Origin of the sequence: Nonomuraea sp. NPDC047529, assembly GCF_040642995.1 — a bacterium.
GTDB lineage: Bacteria > Actinomycetota > Actinomycetes > Streptosporangiales > Streptosporangiaceae > Nonomuraea.
The window spans coordinates 536,586-556,934 of record NZ_JBEYTJ010000001.1; the positions used below are offsets into that span (position 1 = coordinate 536,586).

Genomic DNA, 20,349 nt, shown 5'->3' on the forward strand with positions numbered 1-20,349 from the left:
TAGAGTGTATTCGACAGGAACCGGAACAACGCCGAAGGAGACCGTAATGAGCACCGCCACCTACACCGTCAAGGGCATGACCTGCGGCCACTGCGTGAGCTCGGTGAAGGAGGAGGTCGGCGGCGTGGCCGGCGTCACCGGTGTCGAGGTCGACCTGGCCAGCGGCCTGCTCACCGTGACCAGCGAGAGCCAGGTCGAGTCCTCCTCGATCGCCGCCGCGGTCGAAGAGGCCGGATACGAACTTGTCGGGCAGTCGTGAACACGGCCGCCAAACTCGGCTCCTACGTCCTGGGGCTCGCCGTCGTCTTCGGCGGGGCCCTGGGCGTGGGGCGGGTGGTCGGCCCGGTGTCCCAGGAGCCGCCGCAGGAGAACCACGCCGCCATGACGGAGAGCCGGAGCAACGACGCGCCGAAGCAGGCGTCCAGCGATACCCCTGGGGGGCTGCAAGTGTCGCAGAACGGATACACCCTCAACCCGCTGACCCCGGTCGAGACCGGGAAGGCCACTGACTTCCGCTTCACGGTGACCGGGCCGAACGGCCGGCCGGTGACCGACTACCAGGTCGAGCACGACAAGAAGCTGCACTTCATCGTGGTCTCCCGCGATCTGACCACGTTCCTCCACCTTCATCCGGAGATGACCCCCGACGGCATCTGGTCGGTCGGGCTGACGTTGCCGGAGGCGGGGGCGTACCGGGCCTTCGCCGACTTCGCCCCGACGGGCGGCGAGAAGCTGACGCTCGGCGCCGACGTCCAGGCCGCCGGCGACTACCGGCCGAAGCCGCTGCCCGAGGCGAGCCGCTCCTCGAAGGTCGGCGACTACACTGTGAGCCTCGACGGAGACCTGGTCCCCGGGCGGGCGAGCAAGCTCACCCTCACGGTGAACAAGGACGGCAAGCCGGTCACCGACCTGCAGCCCTACCTGGGCGCGTACGGTCACCTGGTCGCCCTCCGCGCCGGCGACCTGGCCTACCTGCACGTGCACCCCGAGCAGAGCGAGAAGGCCGGGCCGCAGATCACCTTCTACGCCGAGGTGCCGAGCGTCGGCGACTACCGCCTGTTCCTCGACTTCAAGCACGGGGACGAGGTCCGTACCGCGGACTTCACCGTCCGCGCCACGCAGGGCGACGCGGACGCCGCGGAGCCGTCGGCCCCCCACGGCCACTGAGACGCTGAGACGCTGGGAAAGGAGAGATGATGTCTTCCCTCACCGAGGAAATGGCCGTCGAGCTCACGATCGGCGGAATGACGTGCGCGTCCTGCGCCAACCGCATCGAGCGCAAGCTGAACAAGCTCGACGGCGTGACCGCGACGGTCAACTACGCGACGGAGAAGGCGAAGGTCACCTTTCCCGACGGGCTCGACCCCCAGTCGCTGATCAGCGAGGTCGAGAAGGCCGGGTACACCGCCGCGCTCCCGGTCGCCAAGGAGCGGAAGGGGCAGGAGGAGCAGGCCGAGCCCGCCGACGAGCTGCGGCCGCTGCGCGACCGGCTGATCGCCGCCGTCACGCTGAGCGTGCCGGTGATCGCGATGGCGATGGTCCCGGCGTTGCAGTTCACGAACTGGCAGTGGTTGTCGCTGGTGCTGGCCGCGCCGGTCGTGGTCTACGCCGGCTGGCCCTTCCACAAGGCCGCCTGGACGAACCTGCGCCACGGCGCCGCGACGATGGACACGCTGATCTCCATCGGCACGCTGGCCGCGCTCGGCTGGTCGTTGTGGGCGCTGTTCTTCGGCACGGCGGGCACGCCGGGCATGACGCACCCGTTCGAGCTGACCATCGAGCGCACCGACGGCTCGGGCAACATCTACCTGGAGGCCGCGGCGGGGGTCACGGCGTTCATCCTGGCCGGGCGCTACTTCGAGTCGCGTTCCAAGCGGCGGGCGGGGGCCGCGCTGCGGGCCCTGATGGAGCTGGGCGCCAAGGACGTCGAGCTGGCCGACGGGCGGCGGGTGCCGGTCGAGCAGCTCAAGTCGGGCGACACCTTCATCGTGCGGCCGGGTGAGAAGGTCGCCACCGACGGCGTGATCGAGGAGGGCACCTCCGCGGTGGACGCCTCGATGCTGACCGGCGAGTCCGTGCCCGTCGAGGTGCGGCCCGGCGACGCGGTCACCGGCGCGACGGTCAACGCGGGCGGCCGGCTGGTCGTGCGGGCCACCCGGGTCGGCGCGGACACGCAGCTCGCCCAGATGGCCAAGCTGGTGGAGGAGGCCCAGACGGGCAAGGCCGAGGTGCAGCGGCTGGCCGACCGCGTCTCGGGCATCTTCGTCCCGATCGTGATCGCGCTGGCCCTCGGCACGCTGGGCTTCTGGCTCGGCACCGGCAACGGCGCGGGGGCCGCGTTCACCGCGGCGGTGGCCGTGCTGATCATCGCCTGCCCGTGCGCGCTCGGTCTGGCCACGCCCACGGCGCTGCTGGTCGGCACCGGCAGGGGCGCCCAGCTCGGCATCCTGATCAAGGGCCCGGAGGTGCTGGAGTCCACCCGCCGCATCGACACCATCGTCCTGGACAAGACCGGCACGGTCACCGAGGGCAAGATGACGCTGGTCGACGTGCACCTGGCCGAGGGCGAGAGCCGCGAGGAGGTGCTGCGGCTGGCCGGCGCCATCGAGCACGCCTCCGAGCACCCGATCGCCCAGGCCATCGCCAGGGAGGCGAAGTCCGACGCGACCGTGGAGGACTTCGCGAACGTCGAGGGCCTCGGCGTGCAGGGCATCGTGGACGGCCACGCGGTGCTGGTCGGCCGCCCGAGGCTGCTGGCCGAATGGTCGCAGCACCTGCCCGCCGACCTGGCCGCCACCCTGGAGGAGGAGCAGGCCAAGGGCCGCACGGTGGTCGCCGCCGGCTGGGACGGCAAGGCCAGGGCGCTGCTGGTGGTGTCCGACGTGGTCAAGGAGACGAGCGCGGAGGCCATCGCCAGGCTGCGGACTCTGGGCCTCACCCCGGTCCTGCTGACCGGTGACAACGAGGCCGTCGCCCGGCAGGTCGCGGACGAGGTCGGCATCGACGAGGTGATCGCCGAGGTGCTGCCCGCCGACAAGGTCGACGTGGTCAAGCGGCTGCAGGGCGAGGGCAAGGTCGTGGCGATGGTCGGCGACGGCGTCAACGACGCGGCCGCGCTCGCCCAGGCCGACCTGGGCCTGGCCATGGGCACCGGCACGGACGCCGCGATCGAGGCCTCCGACCTGACCCTGGTCAGGGGCGACCTGCGGGTGGCGGCCGACGCGATCAGGCTGTCGCGCCGGACGCTCGGCACGATCAAGGGCAACCTGTTCTGGGCCTTCGCCTACAACGTGGCCGCCCTGCCGCTGGCCGCGCTCGGCCTGCTCAACCCGATGATCGCGGGGGCCGCGATGGCCTTCTCCAGCGTCTTCGTGGTGAGCAACAGCCTGCGGCTACGCCGGTTCAAGTGATCGCTGGGCCCATCTGACGGCCGGTGCCATCGTGGCGCCGGCCGTCATGAACGCCAGGCCCAGCAGCAGCCAGCCCACGGTTCCCCCGTCGAGCACGAGCGCAGTGAGCACGACCGGGCCGAGCATCCTCGCCACGGCCGTGCCGGTGCCGAAGAAGCCCTGGTACTGGCCCTGCCGGTCGTCGGGGGCCAATCCGAACCCGATCTCCCAGGCCCCCGCAGCCAGGAACATCTCCCCGGCCACCTGCATGCCGGCCGCCGCGATCAGGAAGATCCAGCCGTACGGGCTGAGGGCGAACACCGCGCACGCGGCGAACATCACGAACCCGGCCCTGCGGACGGCCGAGGAGGCGTCCCGCAAATCGCGCACCCGGCGGGCCACGCGTACCTGGAAGAGCAGCACGCTGCCGGTGTTGAGCACGAGCAGCACCGAGACCATCCACGTGGGCGCGGACGTGCGCTGCGCGATCCACAGCGGCACCACGAGGCTGAGCAGCGGCATGTAGAACAGCATGACCGCGTTGATCAGCGTGACCAGCGCGTACGGCCGGTCCCTGAGCACGGCCAGCCGCGGCCCCGGCGCGGCGGGCGCGGGCCGCACGGCGGGCAGCGCGCGCAGGACCAGCGCGGCCACCAGGAAGCTCAGGGCGTCCAGCGCGAACACCGCGGTGTATCCGGCACGGGTGCCGACGGTCAGCGCGACGCCGCCCAGCGCGGCCCCGACGGCCATGCCGCCGTTGAGCGTGGACTGCAGCACCGCCCGCACGACCGTGCGGCGTGCCGGCTCGATCAGCCCGGCCAGCAGGGCCTGGCGGGCCGCCGACAGGCCGGTCTGCGCGGTCCCGTACAGGCAGGCGACCAGCACGAACAGCGCGAACGAGTGGACGAACACGAACGAGCCGGCCGCCACCGCGGTGGTGAGCGCGAGCAGCACCGCCACGCCGCGCGGCCCGCGCCGGTCGGCCAGGTGCCCGAGGGGCACCCCCGCCACCGAGCCGACCGCCCAGCCCAGGGTGAGGCCGAGGCCGATCTCGGTGGCCGACAGGCCCACGACCTTGGCGAAGTAGAGCGCCGAGGTGACCAGGTAGGCACCGTCGCCGATGGAGTTGGCGAGCTGCGCGGCGGCGAGGACGCGCTCGCGTCTCATGACTTGTACGACTCCGGGGTCATACGGGTGGCGACGCCCATCCGGTTCCAGGCGTTGATGGTGGCGACGGCCACGGTCAGCGCGGCCAGTTGCTGCTCGTCGAAGTGCGCGGCGGCCTGGGCCCAGACCTCGTCGGTGACGTCGTCGGTGGACAGGCGGGTGGCGGCCTCGGTGAAGGCCAGGGCGGCGCGTTCCTCAGGGGTGAAGAAGGGGGCCTCGCGCCAGACGGCCACGGCGTGCAGCCTGGCGTCGCTCTCCCCCGCCTGCTTGGCGTCGGAGCTGTGCATGTCCACGCAGTAGACGCAGCCGTTGATCTGGCTGGCGCGCAGCCGTACGAGTTCGAGGAGGGGCTTGGGGAGGGTGCTCTGGGCCACGAATCTGTCCAGGCCGGCCATCGCCTTGTAGGCCTCGCCGGCGAACTTCCCGAGTTCCATGCGTTCGGTCATGTGCTCATTTTGGCCGCCCCCTTGTCCCGATATAAGCTCCAATTTCCGCCAAGTTGATTGGGCCAAATTGGACGTTCACATCAGCCTCCAAGGGCGCGGTGACCTGGCCGCACAGGTCTACCGGCAACTGCTCGACGCCATCCTCGACGGGCGGCTGCGCTCGGGCGAGCGGCTGCCGCCGACCAGGGAGCTGGCCCGCCGGCTGGAGATCTCCAGGAACACGGTGGGGGTGGCCTACGACCGGCTGGTGGCCGACGGCTTCCTGATCGGCCGGGCGGGGGCGGGCACGTTCGTGTCGGCCGAGCCGGTGCGCGGGCGGGCCGCGCCCAAGGGGGTGGTCAGGCCGCGCGCGTTCTGGCGGGAGCTTGGCGCGCCCGTCCAGGAGCCGCCCGCCCGGTACGACTTCCGCGTCGGCGTGCCGGACGCGCGGCTGTTCCCGATGGAGACCTGGCGCAGGCTGGTGGCCGGGGAGCTGCGGGTGGGCCTGGCGACGTACGCCGATCCGTCCGGCTATGAGCCTCTACGTGAGGCTATTTCCCGGCATATCGGCATCAGTCGGTCGGTTCATGCGGGGCCCGACGACGTCCTGATCACCAACGGCGCGCAGCAGGCCCTCGACCTCGTCGGACGCGTGCTGATCGAGCCCGGCACGACCGTCGCCGTCGAGGAGCCCGGCTACCCGCCCGCCCGCCGCCTGTTCGGCTCGCTCGGCGCCCGCGTGGTCGGCGTGCCCGTGGACGCCGAGGGCCTGGACGTCTCGGCCATCCCCCGCTCGGCGAGCCTCGTCTACGTCACGCCCTCGCACCAGTTCCCGCTGGGCACGCCCATGTCGCTGGCCCGCCGCGCCGCCCTGCTCGCCTGGGCGGAACGCCGCGCCGCCGTCGTGATCGAGGACGACTACGACAGCGAGTTCCGCTTCGGCGAACGTCCGCTGGAACCCCTCCAGAGCCTCGACCGGGCGGGCCGGGTCATCTACGTGGGCTCGTTCTCCAAGACCCTGCTCCCCATGCTCAGGCTCGGCTTCCTCGTCGCCCCCGCCTCGCTCGGCCCGGCCCTGCGCGCCGCGCGGCAGCTCTCCGACTGGCACGGCGACGTGCCCACGCAGGCCGCGCTGGCCCGCTTCATCGACGAGGGCCTGCTGGCCAGGCACATCAGGAAGGCGACCCGCGTGTACGCCACCCGGCACGACCTGGTCACCAGGACGCTGGCCGGGGACGATCGGCTGCGGCTGATCCCGTCCGCGGCGGGGTTGCACGTGTGCGCCCGGCTGGCCCCGGGCGTGTCGCTGCGTCCCGCGCCGGACGTGGCCGGCGAGCAGCTCGACGCGTACTGCGGCGAGAGCCCGGCGCAGCGGGGCCTGGTCCTGGGCTACGGCGCGATCGGCCCGCACGACATCGGGCCGGGCCTGCGCCTGCTCATCGACAGCCTGACCGGCCCGTAGAGCCGGACGCCGTCAGTAGTGCCGGCGGCTCCAGAACCGCCGCGCCCGCTCCCCCGACAGCTCCGGATCGTCCGGCGGCGACGGCTGCTGCACGATGACGACGGTCGTCTTGGCGTGGCGGGCGCAGTACATGCTGGTGGAGGGCAGCAGGATCCGGCTCAGCAGCCTGCGCCTGCCCCGGCCGAGCACCAGCAGGTCGCCCTCACGGGCCAGGTCGACGAGATGGTAGCCGGGGTCGCCGACCTTGCTGACCGTCGCCACGCGCAGGTCGTCGGGCATGCCGCCGGCGACGTCCTCGAACACGCCCGTGATCACCTCCGCACAGCGGGTCTCCTCGCCCTGACGGATCGCGTGCTGCACGGGCAGCGCCTCGGGGAAGGGATGGACGGGCGCGCGACTGACGTGAACGGCCACCAGAGCCATCCGGTGCAGCCTGGCCGCGCCGATGGCCCAGGCGAGTGCCCAGCGCGAGGCCGGGGACTCGTCCACCCCCACGATCAGCCTCACACCGCCAGGCAGATCCTGTTCCACGGTGCCTCCTGGAAATGAAGTACGACCATAGTGCGCCAACCGGCCAGTTACCGGGAGGTGGCACTTTGCGAACTCTGGAGTCCTCCGCGAACCCGGGCGTAGCATGCGGGGGTGGAACGCGGGTGGGTGCAACCCCGTCCCGCCCTCGACCGGCGGCTCGACGGGGCGCTTACGCACAGGCTCACCACGCTCGTGGCCTCTACAGGCTACGGGAAGTCGATCGCGCTCGCCGGTTGGAGCCACGCCGTCGGCGCGGTGCTGCACCTGCTCGGGCCCGCCGACCGCGACCTGCCGACGCTGGCGGGCTCGGTGGCGTCGGCGCTGGCCGAGGCCGTCCCGGGGCTGCCCCCAGAGCTGCTGGCCGCGGCCGGCGCGCCGCTCGGGCCCGGCGCCGACGAGCTGTCCAGGGCCGCCGCGCTGGCGGGCGCGCTGGCCGAGGCACTGGCCCGGCGGCTGACCAGAGGGCTCGCGCTGGTCTTCGACGGCGTCGACGCGATCACCGGCGCGCCCGGCTCGGTGCGTTACGTCGAGACGCTGGTCCGCGCCGCGCCCCGGCACCTCCACCTGGTCACCGCCTCGCGGGCGCCGCTGCCGTTCCCGACGGCCCGGCTGCGCCAGGACCACGAGGTGCTCGACCTCGACGCCACCGACCTCGCGCTCACCCCGTCCGAGACCGCCGCCTGGGCCCGCGAGCGGCTGGGCGAGCAGGGCGCGGGCATCGCCGCCAGGGTGCACGAGGCCTGCGCGGGCTGGCCCGCCGCCGTCCAGGCCGCCCTCGACACGCTGGCCCGCGAGGAGCCGGCGGGCTGGCCGCGCACCGCGGCGAGCCTGACCGCCGGCTCGGCCACGCTCGAACACCTGACGCTCGCCGCGTTCAAGGACCTGCCGCAGGGTATGCGCGAGCTGCTGCGCGCGGCGACCGTCCTGCCGGTGCTGACCGCAGGCCTGTCCGCCACGCTCGGCGCGCCGCCCGACACGCTCGCGGCCCTGACCAGCCGCGGCCTGTTCATCGAGGCCGACCAGGACGGCCACCGGCTGACCTCCACCAGCAGGCACGTCCTGGCCAGGCACGCCCCGCTCGACCGGCACGAGGCCCACGACGTGGCCGCGGTCGCCGCCCGCTGGTACGTCGAGCACGACCAGCCCGAGCTGGCCCTGCGCGCAGCGGTCGCGACCGCCCACCCCGAGCTCGCCGCGTCGTTGCTCAACTCCCACGGCCCCCGCCTGGCCGAACGCGGTGACGTGATCGCGGCGCTCGACCTGCTGCCCGAGCAGGCCAGGAGCTCCCCGCCGATGCTCAGGCTGGCCGGCATCGCCGAGCAGAACCGCGGCCACTGGACCCGCGCCCACGACCTGCTGGCCCGGGTGGCGGGCAGCCCCGCCTTCGACGCGTTCGTGGCCAGGCGGCTCGGCTTCATCGACCACCTGCGCGGCGACCTCGACGCCGCCATGGCCATGTACGCCAAGGGCCACGCGTACGGCTCGCCGCCCGCCGACGCCGCCATGTGCGCCGCCTCCATGGCCTCGGTGCTGTGGCTGAAGGGCGACCGGGCGGGCTGTGCCGAGCTGGCCGACCAGGCGCTGGAGCAGGCCGGCGGCCTCGGCGACCCGGGCGCGCTGGCGATGGCCAACACGGTGCTGGCCATGCTGGCCGCGCTCGACGGCGACCGCCGCGCCAACGACGCCTACTACCTGCGCGCCCTGGAGTACGCCGAACGCGCCGGCGACATCGTCCAGCTCATCAGGATCCGGGCCAACCGGGCCTCCCGCCATCTCGACGAGGGCGCCTACGCCGAGGCGCTGGCCGAGACGGAGGCCGCCGGCCGGCTGTGCGACCTGGTGTCGTTCGCGCCGTACGCCGCGCTCAACGTGGCGAACCGGGCCAAGGCGCTGGTCGGGCTCGGCCGGCTGGAGGAGTCGGCGATCGACGCCGCCGACGCGGTGGCCAGGTGGGAGGCGATGGGTTCGCGGCTGGTCAGCGTCGGGCTGGTCAGGCTGGGCGAGATCCACGCGCTGCGCGGCGACCGCGGCCAGGCGGCCGCCGTCTACCGCCGGGTGATCGCCGAGACCGGCCCGCTGGGCGAGGTGCAGACCCGCTCAAACGCGCTCAACGCGCTGGCCGAGCTGCTCGCCGAGGAGGATCCCGAGGAAGCCGCCAAGGTGGCCGAGCAGGCGCTCGTGCACGCCGGTGGCATCGCCGGGGTCACCGCGCGGGTGGCGGCGGCGCACGTGGCCGTGGCCGCCGGACGCCGTGAGGAGGCCGTCCGGCTGCTCGACGAGACCGAGCCGGTCGCCGTGGAGCGCAGGGACCACGCGGCCCAGGCGGTGATCTGCGAGCTGCGGGCCCGGCTCGACGGCGATCCGGCGCAGGCCGACGAGGCGGTGCGCAGGTGGGCGGCGCTCGGCGACCCGATCGGGCGGGCCAGGGCCGAGCTGGTGCGGGCGGCCCTGGCCGACCCGGTGAGCGGGGGCGAGGTGGCCGTACGCGTGCGCGAGCGGATGCACGCGATCGGCTGCCGGGCGCTCGACGACCGGATCGACGAGCTGATCGCCCGCGCGGCGCCCGTGACGGGGGCGACGGTGGTGATCGAGACCATGGGAACGTTCCGGGTGCTGCGCGGCGCGGTGCCGGTCCCGCGTACGGCCTGGCAGTCGCGCAAGGCCCGCGACCTGCTGAAGATCCTGGTCAGCCGCCGGGGCGGCGCGATCAGCAGGGAACGGCTCGTGGAGATCCTCTGGCCCGACCAGGCGGACGACACGGTCGGGCTACGGCGGCTCAACGTCATGGTCTCCACGCTGCGCGCGGTGCTCGACCCGGCCCACGAACGGCCCGCCGACGACCTGGTGGTCTCCGAGGAGGGCGCGCTGCGCCTGGACCTGGCGCACGCCGACGTCGACGTGGAGCGCTTCCTCGACCTGGCCGCCGGAGCCGTACGGCTGGAGCAGACCGGCCGGACGGCCGAGGCGCTGGAGCTGTGGACGGCGGCCGAGAGCGCGTACGGCGGCGAGTTCTGCGAGGAGGACCCCTACGCCGACTGGGCCGTGGGCCTGCGCGAACAGGCGAGGCTGGCCTACGTGCAGGCCGCCGCCAGGCTGGCCGCGGCGCGCACCCGCGAGCGGCGCTACGACGAGGCCGCCCGCCACTGGCTGCGCCTGCTGGAGCGCGACGGCTACGACGAACGCGCCCACCTGGGCCTGGTACGCGTGCTCGACCTGGCGGGACGGCGCGGCGACGCCCGCAGGCGCTACCACCTGTACGCCGAGCGCATGCGCGAGCTGGAGGTCGAGCCCGCGCCCTACCCCACCTGAACCAGACCTGAACCGTCCGGGGAGATGGTGCTCCGATGAGGACGGTCATCGTACGGCTGGTCGAGCCCGAGCAATCCGGCGGCCAGCTCCGCGGGCTGCTCGAAGAGGTGGGGGGCGAGCCGGTGCCGTTCAGCGGTGCCGACGCCGTGATCACCCTGCTGCTGAACGCGGCCGGCCTGAACCGCGATCCCGCCTGAACCTCGCGCGAACCTCGGCTCGCCACCATCTGTGGTGAGAGGAGGCACGATGAGCGAGCAGCTGGGGAGCGGATGGCCGTTCGTCGGGCGAGGGGGATCGATCGCGACCGTGCGCGAGGCGCTGCGGTCGGGAGCCGGCGTGATGATCGCCGGTGAGGCGGGCGTCGGCAAGAGCAGGCTGGCCGCGCAGGCGCTGGCCGGGCTCGACGGGTACGAGGTCGTGCGCGTGCTGGGCACGGAGACCGCGTCGATGATCCCGTTCGGGGCGTTCGCCCACGTACTGACGGGTCCGCCGCACGGTGGCGAGAACCTGCTGCGCTGGGCCGCGCGGCACCTGCGCAGGGGAGGCAGGGGAGAAGGAGAACTGCTGGTGAGCGTGGACGACGCCCACCGGCTCGACGCGGCCTCGGCCGCGCTGGTGCACCACCTGGCGGCGGGTGGGGAGGCCAGGGTGCTGGTCACGGTGCGTACGGGCGGCCCGCTGCCCGCACCGGTGGTCGCCCTGTGGAAGGACGAGCTGCTGACCAGGATCGAGCTGCCGCCGCTCGGCCAGGACGAGGTCGGCCAGGTGCTGGCGGGCGCGCTCGGCGGCGAGGTGGCGGCGGGGACCGTACGGCGTCTGGCGGACGTCACCGGCGGGAACGTGCTCTACCTGCGCGAGGTCGTGCACGCCGGGCGGACGTCCGGCTGCCTGGCCGAGAGCGGCGGCGAGTGGCGCTGGCGGGGCGAGCTGTCGATGACGACCCGGCTGCGCGAGCTGGTCGGCGCCCGCATCGGCCACCTGGACCCGGACGAGCGGGAGGTGCTGGAGCTGGTGGCGTTCGGTGAGCCGGTGGGCGCCGAGCTGCTGGTCGCGCTGACCTCGTCACGCGCGGTCGAGCGGGTCGAGGCCCGCGGCCTGGTCGCCGTCGCCGGCGACGGCAGGCGCGAGCAGGTACGCCTCGGCCACCCCCTGTACGGCGAGGTGGTCCGCGGCGACTGCGGCACGTTACGGGCCAGGCGGCGGCTGCGGACGCTGGCCGAGGCCCTGGAGGCCAGCGGCCTGCGGCGACGCGAGGACGAGCTGCGCGCGGCCGTCTGGCGGCTGGACAGCGGGTCGGCCGCCGCGCCCGAGATGTTGTTGTCGGCCGCGGACCTGGCCTGGGCCAGGCGTGACCCACGGCTGGCGGCCCGGCTGGCCAGGGCCGCGATCGAGGCGGGCGCGGGCGTGGCGGCCGTCGCGCTGCTCGGCCAGGTGCTGATGGTGCTGGGCGACCCGGACGCCGCTCTGACGGCGCTGCGGCAGGCGGCCAGGAACGCCGTCACCGAGGGCGAGCGCGCGCAGCACGCCTTCAGCCTGGGCATGAACCTCGCCTGGGCGGGCGCGGACGGCGAGGCGTGCCGGGTGCTCGACCTGGCGGCCGAGGCGCTGACCGATCCGGCCTGGCGGCAGGAGGCGCACGTCTACCGGGGCGTCGCCGACTTCTTCGCCGGGCGGCTGACCGGGGCCGCCGGGTCGCTGGCGCGGGCGCGCGCGTGCGAGCCGATGACCGTGCGCGGCGCGGCGCACGCGACCGGGCTGGAGGCGTGGATCGACGCCTACTCGGGCCGTGCGGAACGTGCGCTCGCCGTGGTCGAGCGGGCGCTCACGACCATGGACGACTGGGACGACGACGCCCCGCACGCGCTGCCGACCCTGCTGGACGCGCGCTGCGCCGCCCAGGTGTTCTCCGCCCGGCTGGACGAGGCCGAGCGGACGGCCGCGGAGGGCATGGAGCCGGCGGCGGCCGAACCGGCGGTGTCGGGGTTCGGGGCGTACCGGGCGATGGTCGGCAGGCTGCGCGGCGACGCGGCCGGCGCGGCCCGCTGGGCCAGGGAGGACGCGGCCCGGCTGCCGGCGCGGACGCCGTACCGGGGGCGGTGCCTGGCCGAGCTGGCTCATGCGCGGGCGTTGCTGGGGGAGACGACGGCGGCTCGGGCCGTGCTGGCCGAGGCCGAGGAGTCAGCCTCGCGGTGGGCGTTCACCCGGCAGCCGGTGCTCCAGGCGGCGGTCTGGGTGGCGGCCTCGGCGGGCGACCTGGACGAGGCGGTGAGCCTGTGCCTGTCGGCCGCCGGGCTGGCCGAGCAGCACGAGCAGTTCGGGCAGCTGATGTTCGCGCTGCACGACCTGGTGCGGCTCGGCGCGCCCGCCCTGGCGGCCCGGCGGCTGGCCGCGCTCGCCGAACGCGTGGACGGACCGCTGGCCGGGCTGTTCGCCCGGCACGCGCGGGCCGCCGGCGACCCCGCCGAGCTGCGGGACGTCGCCGCCGAGTTCGAGCGGCTCGGCCTGATCCTGTACGCCGCCGAGGCCCTCGCCCAGGAGTCGGCGGCCCACCGCCGGGACGGCCGGGGCACGCTGGCCAAGGGGGCGCAGACCAGGGCGTGGGCGCTGGCCAGGCGGTGCCCGGGGGTCTCGACGCCCGCGCTGGTCGAGCTGGCCACGCCGGAGCTCACGCCGCGCCAGCGGGAGATCGTCAAGCTGGCGGCGGCCGGGCTGACGAACCGGCAGATCGCCGACCGGCTGACGCTGTCCACCCGGACGGCGGCCAACCATCTCCAGGCGGCCTACGAGAAACTGGGCGTCAACGACCGCACCCAGGTGGGCCGCCTCCTGGCTGCGCTGTAACCGAGGGCAGCCTCAGACGAGGCCCAGGAGGCCGTCGTACAGGGCCTGGCGGTCGGCGGCCGTCATGGCCTCGTACGGCGCGGCGGCCCGCCGGTTCGTGTCCGCCTCGATCGTGTCCCGCAGCGGTCCGTCCCTCAGGGCGACGATCCCGGCCGCGGTCAGCCCGGCCGCGCGCCAGGATTCGGCGTGCGCGTCCGCCCGGTGGTAGCGCAGCACCGCGAGCCGGTTGAACAGCAGCAACCCGGCGGGGGCGCCGTCCGGCTCGTACGGCGGCGCCATCACCTCCAGCGCGCCGCCCGGCACGCGTACGGCCCGGTCGAGCACGCCGCCCGCCGACGCGGCGAGAGCGGTCACGTCATGGCCCGCCCAGACGCGGCCGGCCGCCTCGGCGTGCGCGGCGTACAGGCCGTCCACGAACGCCCGGCCCTGGGCCGTCAGCCGCAGTGCCCCGTCGGCGTCCCGTTCGAGCGCCCCTTCACGCACGTGGACGTCGACGCCTTCGGTCACGTCGCCGTACCGGTGGACGGCGGCGAGCGCGGCCGTGGTCACCGGGCGCAGGGGCAGCACGAAGCGCAGGTCGTTGAGCAGCCCGGCGGTCAGGCCGGAGCGTTCGACCAGGTCAAGGAGGGCTCTGCCGGCGGCGGCGTGCACGTTGACGTGTGCGGCGTCGATGACGGGCGCGATCGCCGCCGCAAACTCCCCCAGGCCCTGAAATTTCGGCATTGAGCGTCATTATGACGCTGATTCCGTAGCTCATCAGCAGGAAACCATAAGCGCCCGCCTCCAGGGTGAGGTCAACCGTCCGGCGCCCGCCGGTGTTCTCCCACCGCCCGGTTCCTCCCCCCTGGAGTCCCTGATGTCCCTCCGTCCTCGCTGGGCGGCCCTGCCCGTGCTGCTGGTCGCGGTGTTCATGACCACGCTCGACTTCTTCGTCGCGAACGTGGCCATGCCCTCGATCCGCGCCGACCTGCGCGCGGGCGACGCGGCGAGCCAGTTCGTGATCGCCGGGTACGGGCTGGCGTACGCGGCGGGCCTGATCGTCTCGGGACGGCTCGGCGACCTCTACGGGCCGCGCCGCCTCTTCGCCGCCGGGCTGGCCCTGTTCACGCTCGCCTCGGCGGCCTGCGGCGGCGCGCCGGACACCGCCGCGCTCGTGCTCGCCCGGGTGGCGCAGGGCGTCGCGGCGGCGCTGCTCGCCCCGCAGGTCCTCACGCTGGTAGGGACGCTGTTCCCGGGCGCGGACCGGGCCAGGGCGTTCGGCTGGTACGGCACGGTGGTGGGCCTGGCCGGGATGAGCGGCCAGGTCGTCGGCGGGCTGCTGGTGGCCGCCGATCCCCTCGGGCTCGGCTGGCGGGCGTGCTTCCTGGTCAACGTGCCGATCGGGCTGGCGGCGCTGGCGCTGACCAGGCGGCTGGTCCCCGGCGTCGCGGGGGCCGGGGCGCGCGCCGGGCTGGACCTGGCGGGGGCGGCGCTGGTCGCGGCGGGGCTGGTGGGCGTCGTGCTGCCGCTGGTCCAGGGGCGCGAGGAGGGCTGGCCGCAGTGGACGTGGCCGTGCCTGGGCGGCGCGGCGCTCACGCTGGCGGCGTTCGTCCGGCGGCAGCGGCGGCTGGCGGCGACCGGCCGGGAGCCGCTGCTGGACCTGGAGGTGTTCCGCGAGAAGGGGTTCGCGACCGGGCTGGCGGCGGTCGCGCTGCTGTTCGGCACCTCGGCGGGCCTGTCGTTCGTGCTCGCCCTCCACCTCCAGGACGGGCTCGGCCTCGGTCCCCTGGCCGCCGGGGCGGTGTGCACCGCGCTGAACGTCGGCTTCTTCCTGGCCTCGCCGCGCTCGGCCCGGGTGCCGCGCCCGGTCGGCCCGCTGGCGCTGCTGCTGGGGCTCGGGCTGCTCTACCAGGCGGGGGAGTCGCCGTACCTGGTGGCGGGCGCGTTGCTGGTGGCGGGCGCGGGGATGGGCCTGCTCATGTCGCCGCTGCTCTCCTCGGTCCTCGCGTCCGTACGCCGGGAGCGCGCGGGCGCGGCGGCCGGGGTGCTGGGGACGGTCCAGGAGACCGGCGGCGTGCTCGGCGGCACGATCACCGGCGCGGTGTTCTTCGGCTCCCTGGACGCCGGCTGGCCCGCGGCCACCAGGGCGGCCCTGCTCGTGCTCATCGTGGGCGCCCTGGGCGTGCTGGCCCATTCGGCACGCCGTCCGCGGTGTCCCGAGCCGGCCCCGGCGATGTCCCTGGAACCGCACCGCTGACCGCGGGGCCCGTGACGTCAGCCGTACCGGCCGGTCGTGGGCGGACGGAGGGCGACGGCCAGGTCGTCGGCGAGGCGCGGAAGTTCGTCGGGCCCGAGCGTGGAGACCGTCAGGCGCAGCGCGGGCGGCGTCCGAACGCGGTTGCGGGCGCCGGGCGCGGCGGCCCAGCCGAGCGCCAGCAGCCGGGTGACCGCGGTGGTCTCGTCGGCGACCGGGACCCAGACGTTGAGCCCGCTGCGGCCGTGCGCCCGTACGCCACGCGCGGCCAGCGCCTCGACCAGGCCGTCCCGGCGTCCGGCGTAGGCGGCGGCGACGGCCGCGGTGTCCACGGCCTGCGCGCGCCACAGGTGGGCGACCGCGCGTTGCAGCAGATGGCTGACCCAGCCCGCGGCCAGCCGCTGCCGTCCGCGCAGCCGGCCGAGCGTGACGGGATCGCCCGTGACCAGCGCCAGCCGCAGGTCAGGGCCGAACGCCTTGGCCGTCGAGCGGGTGAGCAGCCAGCGGGTCGTCACGCCGGCCAGGGGATGGAGGGGGAGGTCCACCAGGCTCGCCCCGTGGTCGTCCTCGATCAGCACCACGTCGGGCCGGGTGTCCAGCAGGGCACGCAGGTCCGCGGCCCGCGACGCGGTGACGGCCGCGCCGGTGGGGTTCTGGGCGCGGGCCGTGATCACCACCGCTCGTACGCCCGCCCGCAACGCCCGGTCGAGCTCGTCCGGCAGCGGACCCTCGTCGTCCAGCCGCATGGGGACCGGCCGCAGCCCCAGGGCGGCGACCAGGTCGAGCAGGGCCGTCCAGCCCGGGTCCTCGACGCCGATCGGATCGCCGGGACGAAGGTGGGCGATCAGGACGCGTTCCACGGCGTCGAGGGTGCCCGAGGTGATCGCCAGCGGCGCGGCCGGCACGCCGTCGGCACGCAGGCGGGCGGCGGCCAGCGAGAGGAGCTCCTCGTCGTCGCCCGTGCCGTACATGGCCGGACGCTGCTCGTGCGCCCTCGCCGCGGCGGCGAGCGCGTCGTGCAGCGGCGGCAGCAGAGCCGGGTCCGGATTGCCGTGGGACAGGTCGCGCGCGCCCGGCGGCACCTCGATGCGGATCTCCTCGCGGGTCGTGGTGGCCGGACGCGGCCTGACCCGGGTTCCGCGCCGGCCCGCGGTCTCGACGACCCCGCGCTCCCGCAACAGCCGGTACGCCGCCGCGGCGGTGTTCGGACTGACCTCGGCCATGGCGGCCACCTCGCGCACGGGCGGCAGGTGCGTACCGGGGAGGAGCAGCCCGGCGGACACGGCGGCCTCGACGCCCGCCGCGATCTCGCTGGCCGTCCCCCCAACGATCGTGTATGTTCCTGACACAAAAAACATTATGTACTAATACAAACCCCGACGGGAGGGTTTTCACGTGCTCATCCATCCTTGGGACGCGGCACGCGACGACGACGAGTGGCGGGCCTGGCTGGCCACCCGCGACTTCGGCCAGCTCGCCGCCAACGGCCACGACGGCGGCCCGCCCGTGGTCGTCCCCACCCACTTCCTCTTCGACGGCGGCACGGAGGTGCTGCTCCACCTGGCCAGGCCCAACCCCGTGTGGGCGGCGATCGAGCGCGATCCGCTGGTCCTGCTGAGCGTGCACGACGACTACGCCTACATCCCCGGCGGCTGGCGGAAGGGCGACCCCGAGACCGGCGTGCCCACCAGCTATTACGCCTCCGTCCAGCTCACCTGCCGGGCCGAGACGGTGGACGACCCCGAGGCCAAGGCGGAGATCCTGCGCCGCCAGCTCGCCCACTTCCAGCCCGACGGCGCCCACGGCGTCGTCGCGGCCGGCGAGGGTCCGTACCACCGGCAGTTGCCCGGCCTGCGCGGGCTGCGCCTGGCGGTGGTGGAGGTGCGCGCCAAGTTCAAGTACGACGGCCACTACCCCGCCGAGGCCCGCGAGCGGGTGGCCGCCCTGCTGGCCGAACGCGACCTGCCGGGCGACGCCGGAGCCAGGGAGCAGCAGCTCAGGAGGATGGCAGGGCACTGAAGCAGGTGCGCAGCATGCGGATGAGGGCCCGCTTCTCCCGGTGGGTGACGGTCAGCCCGTAGTGGTGCTTCACCGTGATCCAGGCCCTCACCCCGCGCCCGGACGACCGAGGTCGGCTCGGGCAGGACCAGGGGGGCAGCAGCATGACAGCGATCACGGATTCAGCATTGGCAGCCCGCCGTCGCCACTCCCGGTATTTGACAGCTCGCGAAGAGTGATGTCGGCTGGGATCGCGACGCAAGGGGAGGTCTTACATGGATGCGCCGGACGGCCCCGGCCGGGAGCAGGTGCTCGACTGGGTCGAGCGGGTGGCGGACTTCGTCTCCGAGGAGTGGGGTCTGGCTCCGATCACCGGCCGCGTCCTGGGCTGGCTCATGGTCTGCGACCCGCCCGCGCAGGCCGCGTCCGACATCGCCGACGCCATCGGCGCGAGCCGCGCGTCGCTGACGACGACCATGCAGCTCCTGACGTCGATCCGGCTCGTCCACAAGCTCCGCAGGCCGGGGGAGCGCAACGTCTTCTACCGGATCGAGGACGACGCCTGGTCGAAGGTGCTGCGCCAGAAGCTGGCCGCGTTCACGGCGTTCGACGCGCTGGCCGAGGAGGGCCTGCGACTCGGCTGGACGGACGAGGCCCAGACCGCCCGCATCCGCTCCGCACACGACTCCATCGCGGCCGTCGCCGCCGCTCTCGACAGCCTGTGGAAAACCGACGCGCCTGTGGATAACTAGCCTTCGGGGTCCGGATACTGGAAGACGTCGTCCAGAGGCACCCGGAACACCCTGGCGATCTGAAAGGCCACCTCAAGAGAGGGTGAATAGCGGCCCTGCTCGATGGCGATGACGGTCTGCCGCGTGACGCCGATCCGCTGGGCCAGTTCGGCCTGTGTCATCTCGCCGTGCGTGAACCGCAGAGTCCTGATGGAATTGGTGACCTTGGTCGGCTTGCCCATCCCTACAAGCCCCTCCGATAGGCGATGAGCCTCAGCGGGGTGGCTACCAGGGCGGACAGGACGAGTGCCGCGTAGATGGCGTTGGCGATCCAGAAGTGGTCGGCTTCCGCCATGGTCAGACCAAGGGGGACCATCATGGAGCCCCCTAGGACAACGCCCCCGACATGTTGGGCGGAACGGTTGATTTCCCTGTCTCGCACGTCGCTCTGGTGACTCTCGCTGGGCTTCACGATCTCGACCACGATACGGCCCGCGATCGACAGGCCGATGCTTATGCCGATCGCCCACACCATCGGCGCGACGTAGGGGACGGCGCTGAGCGGACCGCCGCCGGCCCGGCCCAGGATGACGATGACGTAGGCCACGTAGGTGCCCACCGTCGCCACGAGATAGACCCAGGCGCCCTTTTCCTCGTACGACATCACAAGGAGGGAATGTAAAACGCTCTGTACATCATGTCAATGATTTCAGACTTCTCCACTGCTGTGGACAACCGTCCCCATCCTGTGGATAACTTTTCGCCGGAGAGCCCGTCCACAGGCCGCCGGGAGCACCGCCGTGGCGAAAGAGCCACCGCCGGGCGGACCCGTCCAGCATGCTTGCTCTTGTCCCAGGACAGGAGGCCCACCGTGCGCTACTTCCTTGAGGTTCCCCTCGACGACGGCGGCACCGTGCTCGTGGAGGTCGACGAGCGGCCCGGCGACGAGCCGCTCCCCGCCGGACGGGCGCGCGCGGCCGTCGAACGCATGCCCGAGACGCTGGGCGCGGGGCTCCAGCGCGTCCAGACCTTCGCCACCGACGTCCTGCGCCGCATGCGATCATGCCCGGAGCCGCCGGACGTGATCGCGGTGGAGTTCGGCATGAAGCTCACCGCCAAGGCCGGCGTGGTCGTCGCCGAGTCGACGGGCGAGGCGCACCTCAAGGTCACCGCAGAATGGCACAAGCCGAACAGCTGACCGTTCGGCAGCCCCTGTTCACGGCTTGATGGCGGTGCCCTGTGCCGAGACGAGCCGCCAGCTCCCGTCGCCCCCGGCCGCGTACACATGCGTGTACCGGCTCCCGGCGCTGAACGTGCTGCCATCGGGGTTCGTGAAGTTCATCCCGGTACGCCCCACGACGATCCCCACCTGCCCGATGACCCGCACGATCGCCTCGTCCGGGAACGAATCAATCTTCGGGAATCGAAGGCTTCCAGAAGCCACCAGATCGAGCAGGACGCCCTTCCCGGCGACCGTCCCGTCCTCGACCCCCACCAGGACGAAGTCGTCCGTCAGCAGGTCGTTCAGGCGGTCGTGGTCGTTGGCCACCAGGGCGTCGAAGAAGCTCTGGTCCAGGTCGAGCAGGGTGGTGCGGGACGTGCTCATGGGTGTGGTCGTCCGTTCCGGTCGATGGGCGGGCGACGAGGGTAATCGTTGACGCCAGTGACAAGGTCAAACCGTCAGGCCACGAACCGCCTCAGCAGCAGCTCAAGCCGACGGTCGTGGAGCTCCCGCGGCAGCCGCTTGCCCCTCGTGAGCGTGACCAGCCCGTGCAGCGCGGCCCAGAAGGTCTCGGCGAGCAGGGGCAGGTCCTCCTCACCGGCGTGCGGGCGAAGCCCCTCCACCAGCTCGCCGAACGCCGCATGCAGGGCCGCGGGAGCCTGCGGCGTCGCGAACGGCAGATCGACGCTCAGGTTGAAGATGACGTCGTAGAGCGCCGGACGCCGCTCGGCGAACGCCGTGTAGGCCGCGCCGACGGCCGCGAGCGCGCTGCCGGCGTCCGGAGCCGCGGTGCGGGCCTCGCGCAGCTCCTCCGCGAGGACGGCGCATCCCTCGACGGCGACGGCCGCCATGATCGCGCCCTTGCCCTTGAAATGGCTGTAGAGCACCGGCTGGCTGTACTCGATGCGCTCGGCCAGCCGCCGCGTGGTCACCGCCTCCCAGCCCTCGGCCTCGGCCAGCTCGCAGGCGACGGTGATGATCAGTTTCTCGCGTTCCGCACGCTCGCGCTCCCGGCGCGCCTGGATCGTCATGCTCTCGATT

21 protein-coding genes are annotated in these 20,349 nt (G+C 73.6%); 11 read left to right on the plus strand and 10 right to left on the minus strand.

The window, feature by feature from the left end; genetic code table 11:
* The first annotated feature begins 46 nt into the window (after positions 1-46).
* Genes ABZ815_RS02820 through ABZ815_RS02830 form a run of 3 tightly spaced genes read left to right on the plus strand, consistent with a single transcriptional unit; the run spans position 47 to position 3,410 of the window.
* On the plus strand, positions 47-259 hold the full coding sequence (locus ABZ815_RS02820; RefSeq protein ID WP_357693251.1) for a heavy-metal-associated domain-containing protein: 213 nt from the start codon (positions 47-49) through the stop codon (positions 257-259).
* Positions 256-1,167 (plus strand): hypothetical protein, encoded by a 912-nt coding sequence (locus ABZ815_RS02825; RefSeq protein ID WP_357693253.1) that lies wholly within the window; start codon positions 256-258, stop codon positions 1,165-1,167. Before ABZ815_RS02820 ends, ABZ815_RS02825 begins: the two co-directional genes overlap by 4 nt.
* 29 nt (positions 1,168-1,196) lie before the next feature.
* Positions 1,197-3,410 carry a heavy metal translocating P-type ATPase gene (locus ABZ815_RS02830; RefSeq protein ID WP_357693545.1) on the plus strand — a complete coding sequence of 738 codons (2,214 nt, stop codon included), beginning with the start codon at positions 1,197-1,199 and terminating at the stop codon, positions 3,408-3,410.
* On the opposite strand, the gene ABZ815_RS02835 is transcribed toward ABZ815_RS02830, so the two are convergent.
* Both ABZ815_RS02835 and ABZ815_RS02840 read right to left on the minus strand, forming a co-directional pair.
* The gene (locus tag ABZ815_RS02835) at positions 3,393-4,556 is read right to left on the minus strand and encodes an MFS transporter (protein ID WP_357693255.1); all 1,164 of its coding nucleotides are present in this window, start codon (positions 4,554-4,556) and stop codon (positions 3,393-3,395) included. The two genes, ABZ815_RS02830 and ABZ815_RS02835, sit on opposite strands and share 18 nt — an antisense overlap.
* A complete protein-coding gene (locus tag ABZ815_RS02840) occupies positions 4,553-5,002 on the minus strand; it encodes a carboxymuconolactone decarboxylase family protein (protein ID WP_357693257.1) in 450 nt (149 codons plus the stop codon). The genes ABZ815_RS02835 and ABZ815_RS02840 overlap by 4 nt, the downstream gene beginning before the upstream one ends.
* A gap of 67 nt (positions 5,003-5,069) precedes the next feature.
* On the opposite strand from ABZ815_RS02840, the gene ABZ815_RS02845 reads away from it, so the two are divergent.
* On the plus strand, positions 5,070-6,443 hold the full coding sequence (locus ABZ815_RS02845) for a PLP-dependent aminotransferase family protein (protein ID WP_357693259.1): 1,374 nt from the start codon (positions 5,070-5,072) through the stop codon (positions 6,441-6,443).
* Positions 6,444-6,455: 12 nt separating this feature from the next.
* Here ABZ815_RS02845 and ABZ815_RS02850 read toward each other — a convergent pair whose 3' ends face one another.
* Positions 6,456-6,974, minus strand: a complete 519-nt coding sequence (locus ABZ815_RS02850) for a universal stress protein (protein WP_357693261.1) — start codon at positions 6,972-6,974, stop codon at positions 6,456-6,458.
* A gap of 111 nt (positions 6,975-7,085) precedes the next feature.
* Here ABZ815_RS02850 and ABZ815_RS02855 point away from each other — a divergent pair, with 111 nt between their 5' ends.
* From ABZ815_RS02855 to ABZ815_RS02865, 3 genes are read left to right on the plus strand one after another with little or no spacing between them, the layout of a single operon-like run.
* A complete protein-coding gene (locus tag ABZ815_RS02855) occupies positions 7,086-10,283 on the plus strand; it encodes a BTAD domain-containing putative transcriptional regulator (protein WP_357693263.1) in 3,198 nt (1,065 codons plus the stop codon).
* A gap of 35 nt (positions 10,284-10,318) precedes the next feature.
* A complete protein-coding gene (locus tag ABZ815_RS02860) occupies positions 10,319-10,480 on the plus strand; it encodes a hypothetical protein (protein WP_185844989.1) in 162 nt (53 codons plus the stop codon).
* A gap of 49 nt (positions 10,481-10,529) precedes the next feature.
* On the plus strand, positions 10,530-13,124 hold the full coding sequence (locus ABZ815_RS02865) for a LuxR C-terminal-related transcriptional regulator (protein ID WP_357693265.1): 2,595 nt from the start codon (positions 10,530-10,532) through the stop codon (positions 13,122-13,124).
* Positions 13,125-13,136: 12 nt separating this feature from the next.
* Here the strand turns inward: ABZ815_RS02865 and ABZ815_RS02870 are convergent, their stop codons facing one another.
* Positions 13,137-13,847, minus strand: a complete 711-nt coding sequence (locus ABZ815_RS02870) for a hypothetical protein (protein WP_357693267.1) — start codon at positions 13,845-13,847, stop codon at positions 13,137-13,139.
* Positions 13,848-13,980: 133 nt separating this feature from the next.
* Between ABZ815_RS02870 and ABZ815_RS02875 the strand changes: the two genes are divergently transcribed.
* On the plus strand, positions 13,981-15,360 hold the full coding sequence (locus ABZ815_RS02875; protein WP_357693269.1) for an MFS transporter: 1,380 nt from the start codon (positions 13,981-13,983) through the stop codon (positions 15,358-15,360).
* Between the two features lie 17 nt (positions 15,361-15,377).
* Here the strand turns inward: ABZ815_RS02875 and ABZ815_RS02880 are convergent, their stop codons facing one another.
* Entirely contained in the window at positions 15,378-16,706 is a 1,329-nt protein-coding gene (locus ABZ815_RS02880) for an aminotransferase class I/II-fold pyridoxal phosphate-dependent enzyme (protein WP_357693271.1), read from the minus strand.
* A gap of 46 nt (positions 16,707-16,752) precedes the next feature.
* On the opposite strand from ABZ815_RS02880, the gene ABZ815_RS02885 reads away from it, so the two are divergent.
* Positions 16,753-17,376: an FMN-binding negative transcriptional regulator gene (locus ABZ815_RS02885; RefSeq protein ID WP_357693273.1), complete on the plus strand. Its 624-nt coding sequence runs from the start codon at positions 16,753-16,755 to the stop codon at positions 17,374-17,376.
* Here the strand turns inward: ABZ815_RS02885 and ABZ815_RS02890 are convergent.
* Positions 17,354-17,533 (minus strand): hypothetical protein, encoded by a 180-nt coding sequence (locus ABZ815_RS02890; RefSeq protein WP_357693275.1) that lies wholly within the window; start codon positions 17,531-17,533, stop codon positions 17,354-17,356. The two genes, ABZ815_RS02885 and ABZ815_RS02890, sit on opposite strands and share 23 nt — an antisense overlap.
* Positions 17,534-17,630: 97 nt before the next feature.
* Between ABZ815_RS02890 and ABZ815_RS02895 the strand changes: the two genes are divergently transcribed.
* Positions 17,631-18,107 carry a transcriptional regulator gene (locus tag ABZ815_RS02895; RefSeq protein ID WP_357693276.1) on the plus strand — a complete coding sequence of 159 codons (477 nt, stop codon included), beginning with the start codon at positions 17,631-17,633 and terminating at the stop codon, positions 18,105-18,107.
* Here ABZ815_RS02895 and ABZ815_RS02900 read toward each other — a convergent pair.
* Together ABZ815_RS02900 and ABZ815_RS02905 are read right to left on the minus strand one after the other, a co-directional pair.
* Entirely contained in the window at positions 18,104-18,328 is a 225-nt protein-coding gene (locus ABZ815_RS02900) for a helix-turn-helix transcriptional regulator (RefSeq protein ID WP_357693278.1), read from the minus strand. The two genes, ABZ815_RS02895 and ABZ815_RS02900, sit on opposite strands and share 4 nt — an antisense overlap.
* 2 nt (positions 18,329-18,330) lie before the next feature.
* Positions 18,331-18,750, minus strand: a complete 420-nt coding sequence (locus ABZ815_RS02905; protein WP_357693280.1) for a hypothetical protein — start codon at positions 18,748-18,750, stop codon at positions 18,331-18,333.
* Positions 18,751-18,957: 207 nt separating this feature from the next.
* Here ABZ815_RS02905 and ABZ815_RS02910 point away from each other — a divergent pair, with 207 nt between their 5' ends.
* Positions 18,958-19,284, plus strand: coding sequence for a CU044_2847 family protein (locus ABZ815_RS02910; RefSeq protein WP_357693282.1), 327 nt, complete (start codon positions 18,958-18,960; stop codon positions 19,282-19,284).
* An 18-nt stretch (positions 19,285-19,302) separates the two neighbouring features.
* On the opposite strand, the gene ABZ815_RS02915 is transcribed toward ABZ815_RS02910, so the two are convergent.
* Together ABZ815_RS02915 and ABZ815_RS02920 are read right to left on the minus strand one after the other, a co-directional pair.
* On the minus strand, positions 19,303-19,692 hold the full coding sequence (locus tag ABZ815_RS02915; RefSeq protein WP_357693284.1) for a nuclear transport factor 2 family protein: 390 nt from the start codon (positions 19,690-19,692) through the stop codon (positions 19,303-19,305).
* A 74-nt stretch (positions 19,693-19,766) separates the two neighbouring features.
* The gene (locus ABZ815_RS02920) at positions 19,767-20,339 is read right to left on the minus strand and encodes a TetR/AcrR family transcriptional regulator (protein WP_357693285.1); all 573 of its coding nucleotides are present in this window, start codon (positions 20,337-20,339) and stop codon (positions 19,767-19,769) included.
* Positions 20,340-20,349: the final 10 nt, after the last annotated feature.

Excerpts from the sequence above, each read along its gene's own strand:
- ABZ815_RS02820 (WP_357693251.1), top strand. The coding sequence starts at position 47 with ATGAGCACCGCCACCTACACCGTCAAGGGCATGACCTGCGGCCACTGC.
- ABZ815_RS02830 (WP_357693545.1), top strand. The coding sequence starts at position 1,197 with ATGTCTTCCCTCACCGAGGAAATGGCCGTCGAGCTCACGATCGGCGGA.
- ABZ815_RS02835 (WP_357693255.1), bottom strand. The coding sequence starts at position 4,556 with ATGAGACGCGAGCGCGTCCTCGCCGCCGCGCAGCTCGCCAACTCCATC.
- ABZ815_RS02840 (WP_357693257.1), bottom strand. The coding sequence starts at position 5,002 with ATGACCGAACGCATGGAACTCGGGAAGTTCGCCGGCGAGGCCTACAAG.
- ABZ815_RS02860 (WP_185844989.1), top strand. The coding sequence starts at position 10,319 with ATGAGGACGGTCATCGTACGGCTGGTCGAGCCCGAGCAATCCGGCGGC.
- ABZ815_RS02865 (WP_357693265.1), top strand. The coding sequence starts at position 10,530 with ATGAGCGAGCAGCTGGGGAGCGGATGGCCGTTCGTCGGGCGAGGGGGA.
- ABZ815_RS02870 (WP_357693267.1), bottom strand. The coding sequence starts at position 13,847 with ATGCCGAAATTTCAGGGCCTGGGGGAGTTTGCGGCGGCGATCGCGCCC.
- ABZ815_RS02875 (WP_357693269.1), top strand. The coding sequence starts at position 13,981 with ATGTCCCTCCGTCCTCGCTGGGCGGCCCTGCCCGTGCTGCTGGTCGCG.
- ABZ815_RS02895 (WP_357693276.1), top strand. The coding sequence starts at position 17,631 with ATGGATGCGCCGGACGGCCCCGGCCGGGAGCAGGTGCTCGACTGGGTC.
- ABZ815_RS02900 (WP_357693278.1), bottom strand. The coding sequence starts at position 18,328 with ATGGGCAAGCCGACCAAGGTCACCAATTCCATCAGGACTCTGCGGTTC.
- ABZ815_RS02905 (WP_357693280.1), bottom strand. The coding sequence starts at position 18,750 with ATGTCGTACGAGGAAAAGGGCGCCTGGGTCTATCTCGTGGCGACGGTG.
- ABZ815_RS02915 (WP_357693284.1), bottom strand. The coding sequence starts at position 19,692 with ATGAGCACGTCCCGCACCACCCTGCTCGACCTGGACCAGAGCTTCTTC.
- ABZ815_RS02920 (WP_357693285.1), bottom strand. The coding sequence starts at position 20,339 with ATGACGATCCAGGCGCGCCGGGAGCGCGAGCGTGCGGAACGCGAGAAA.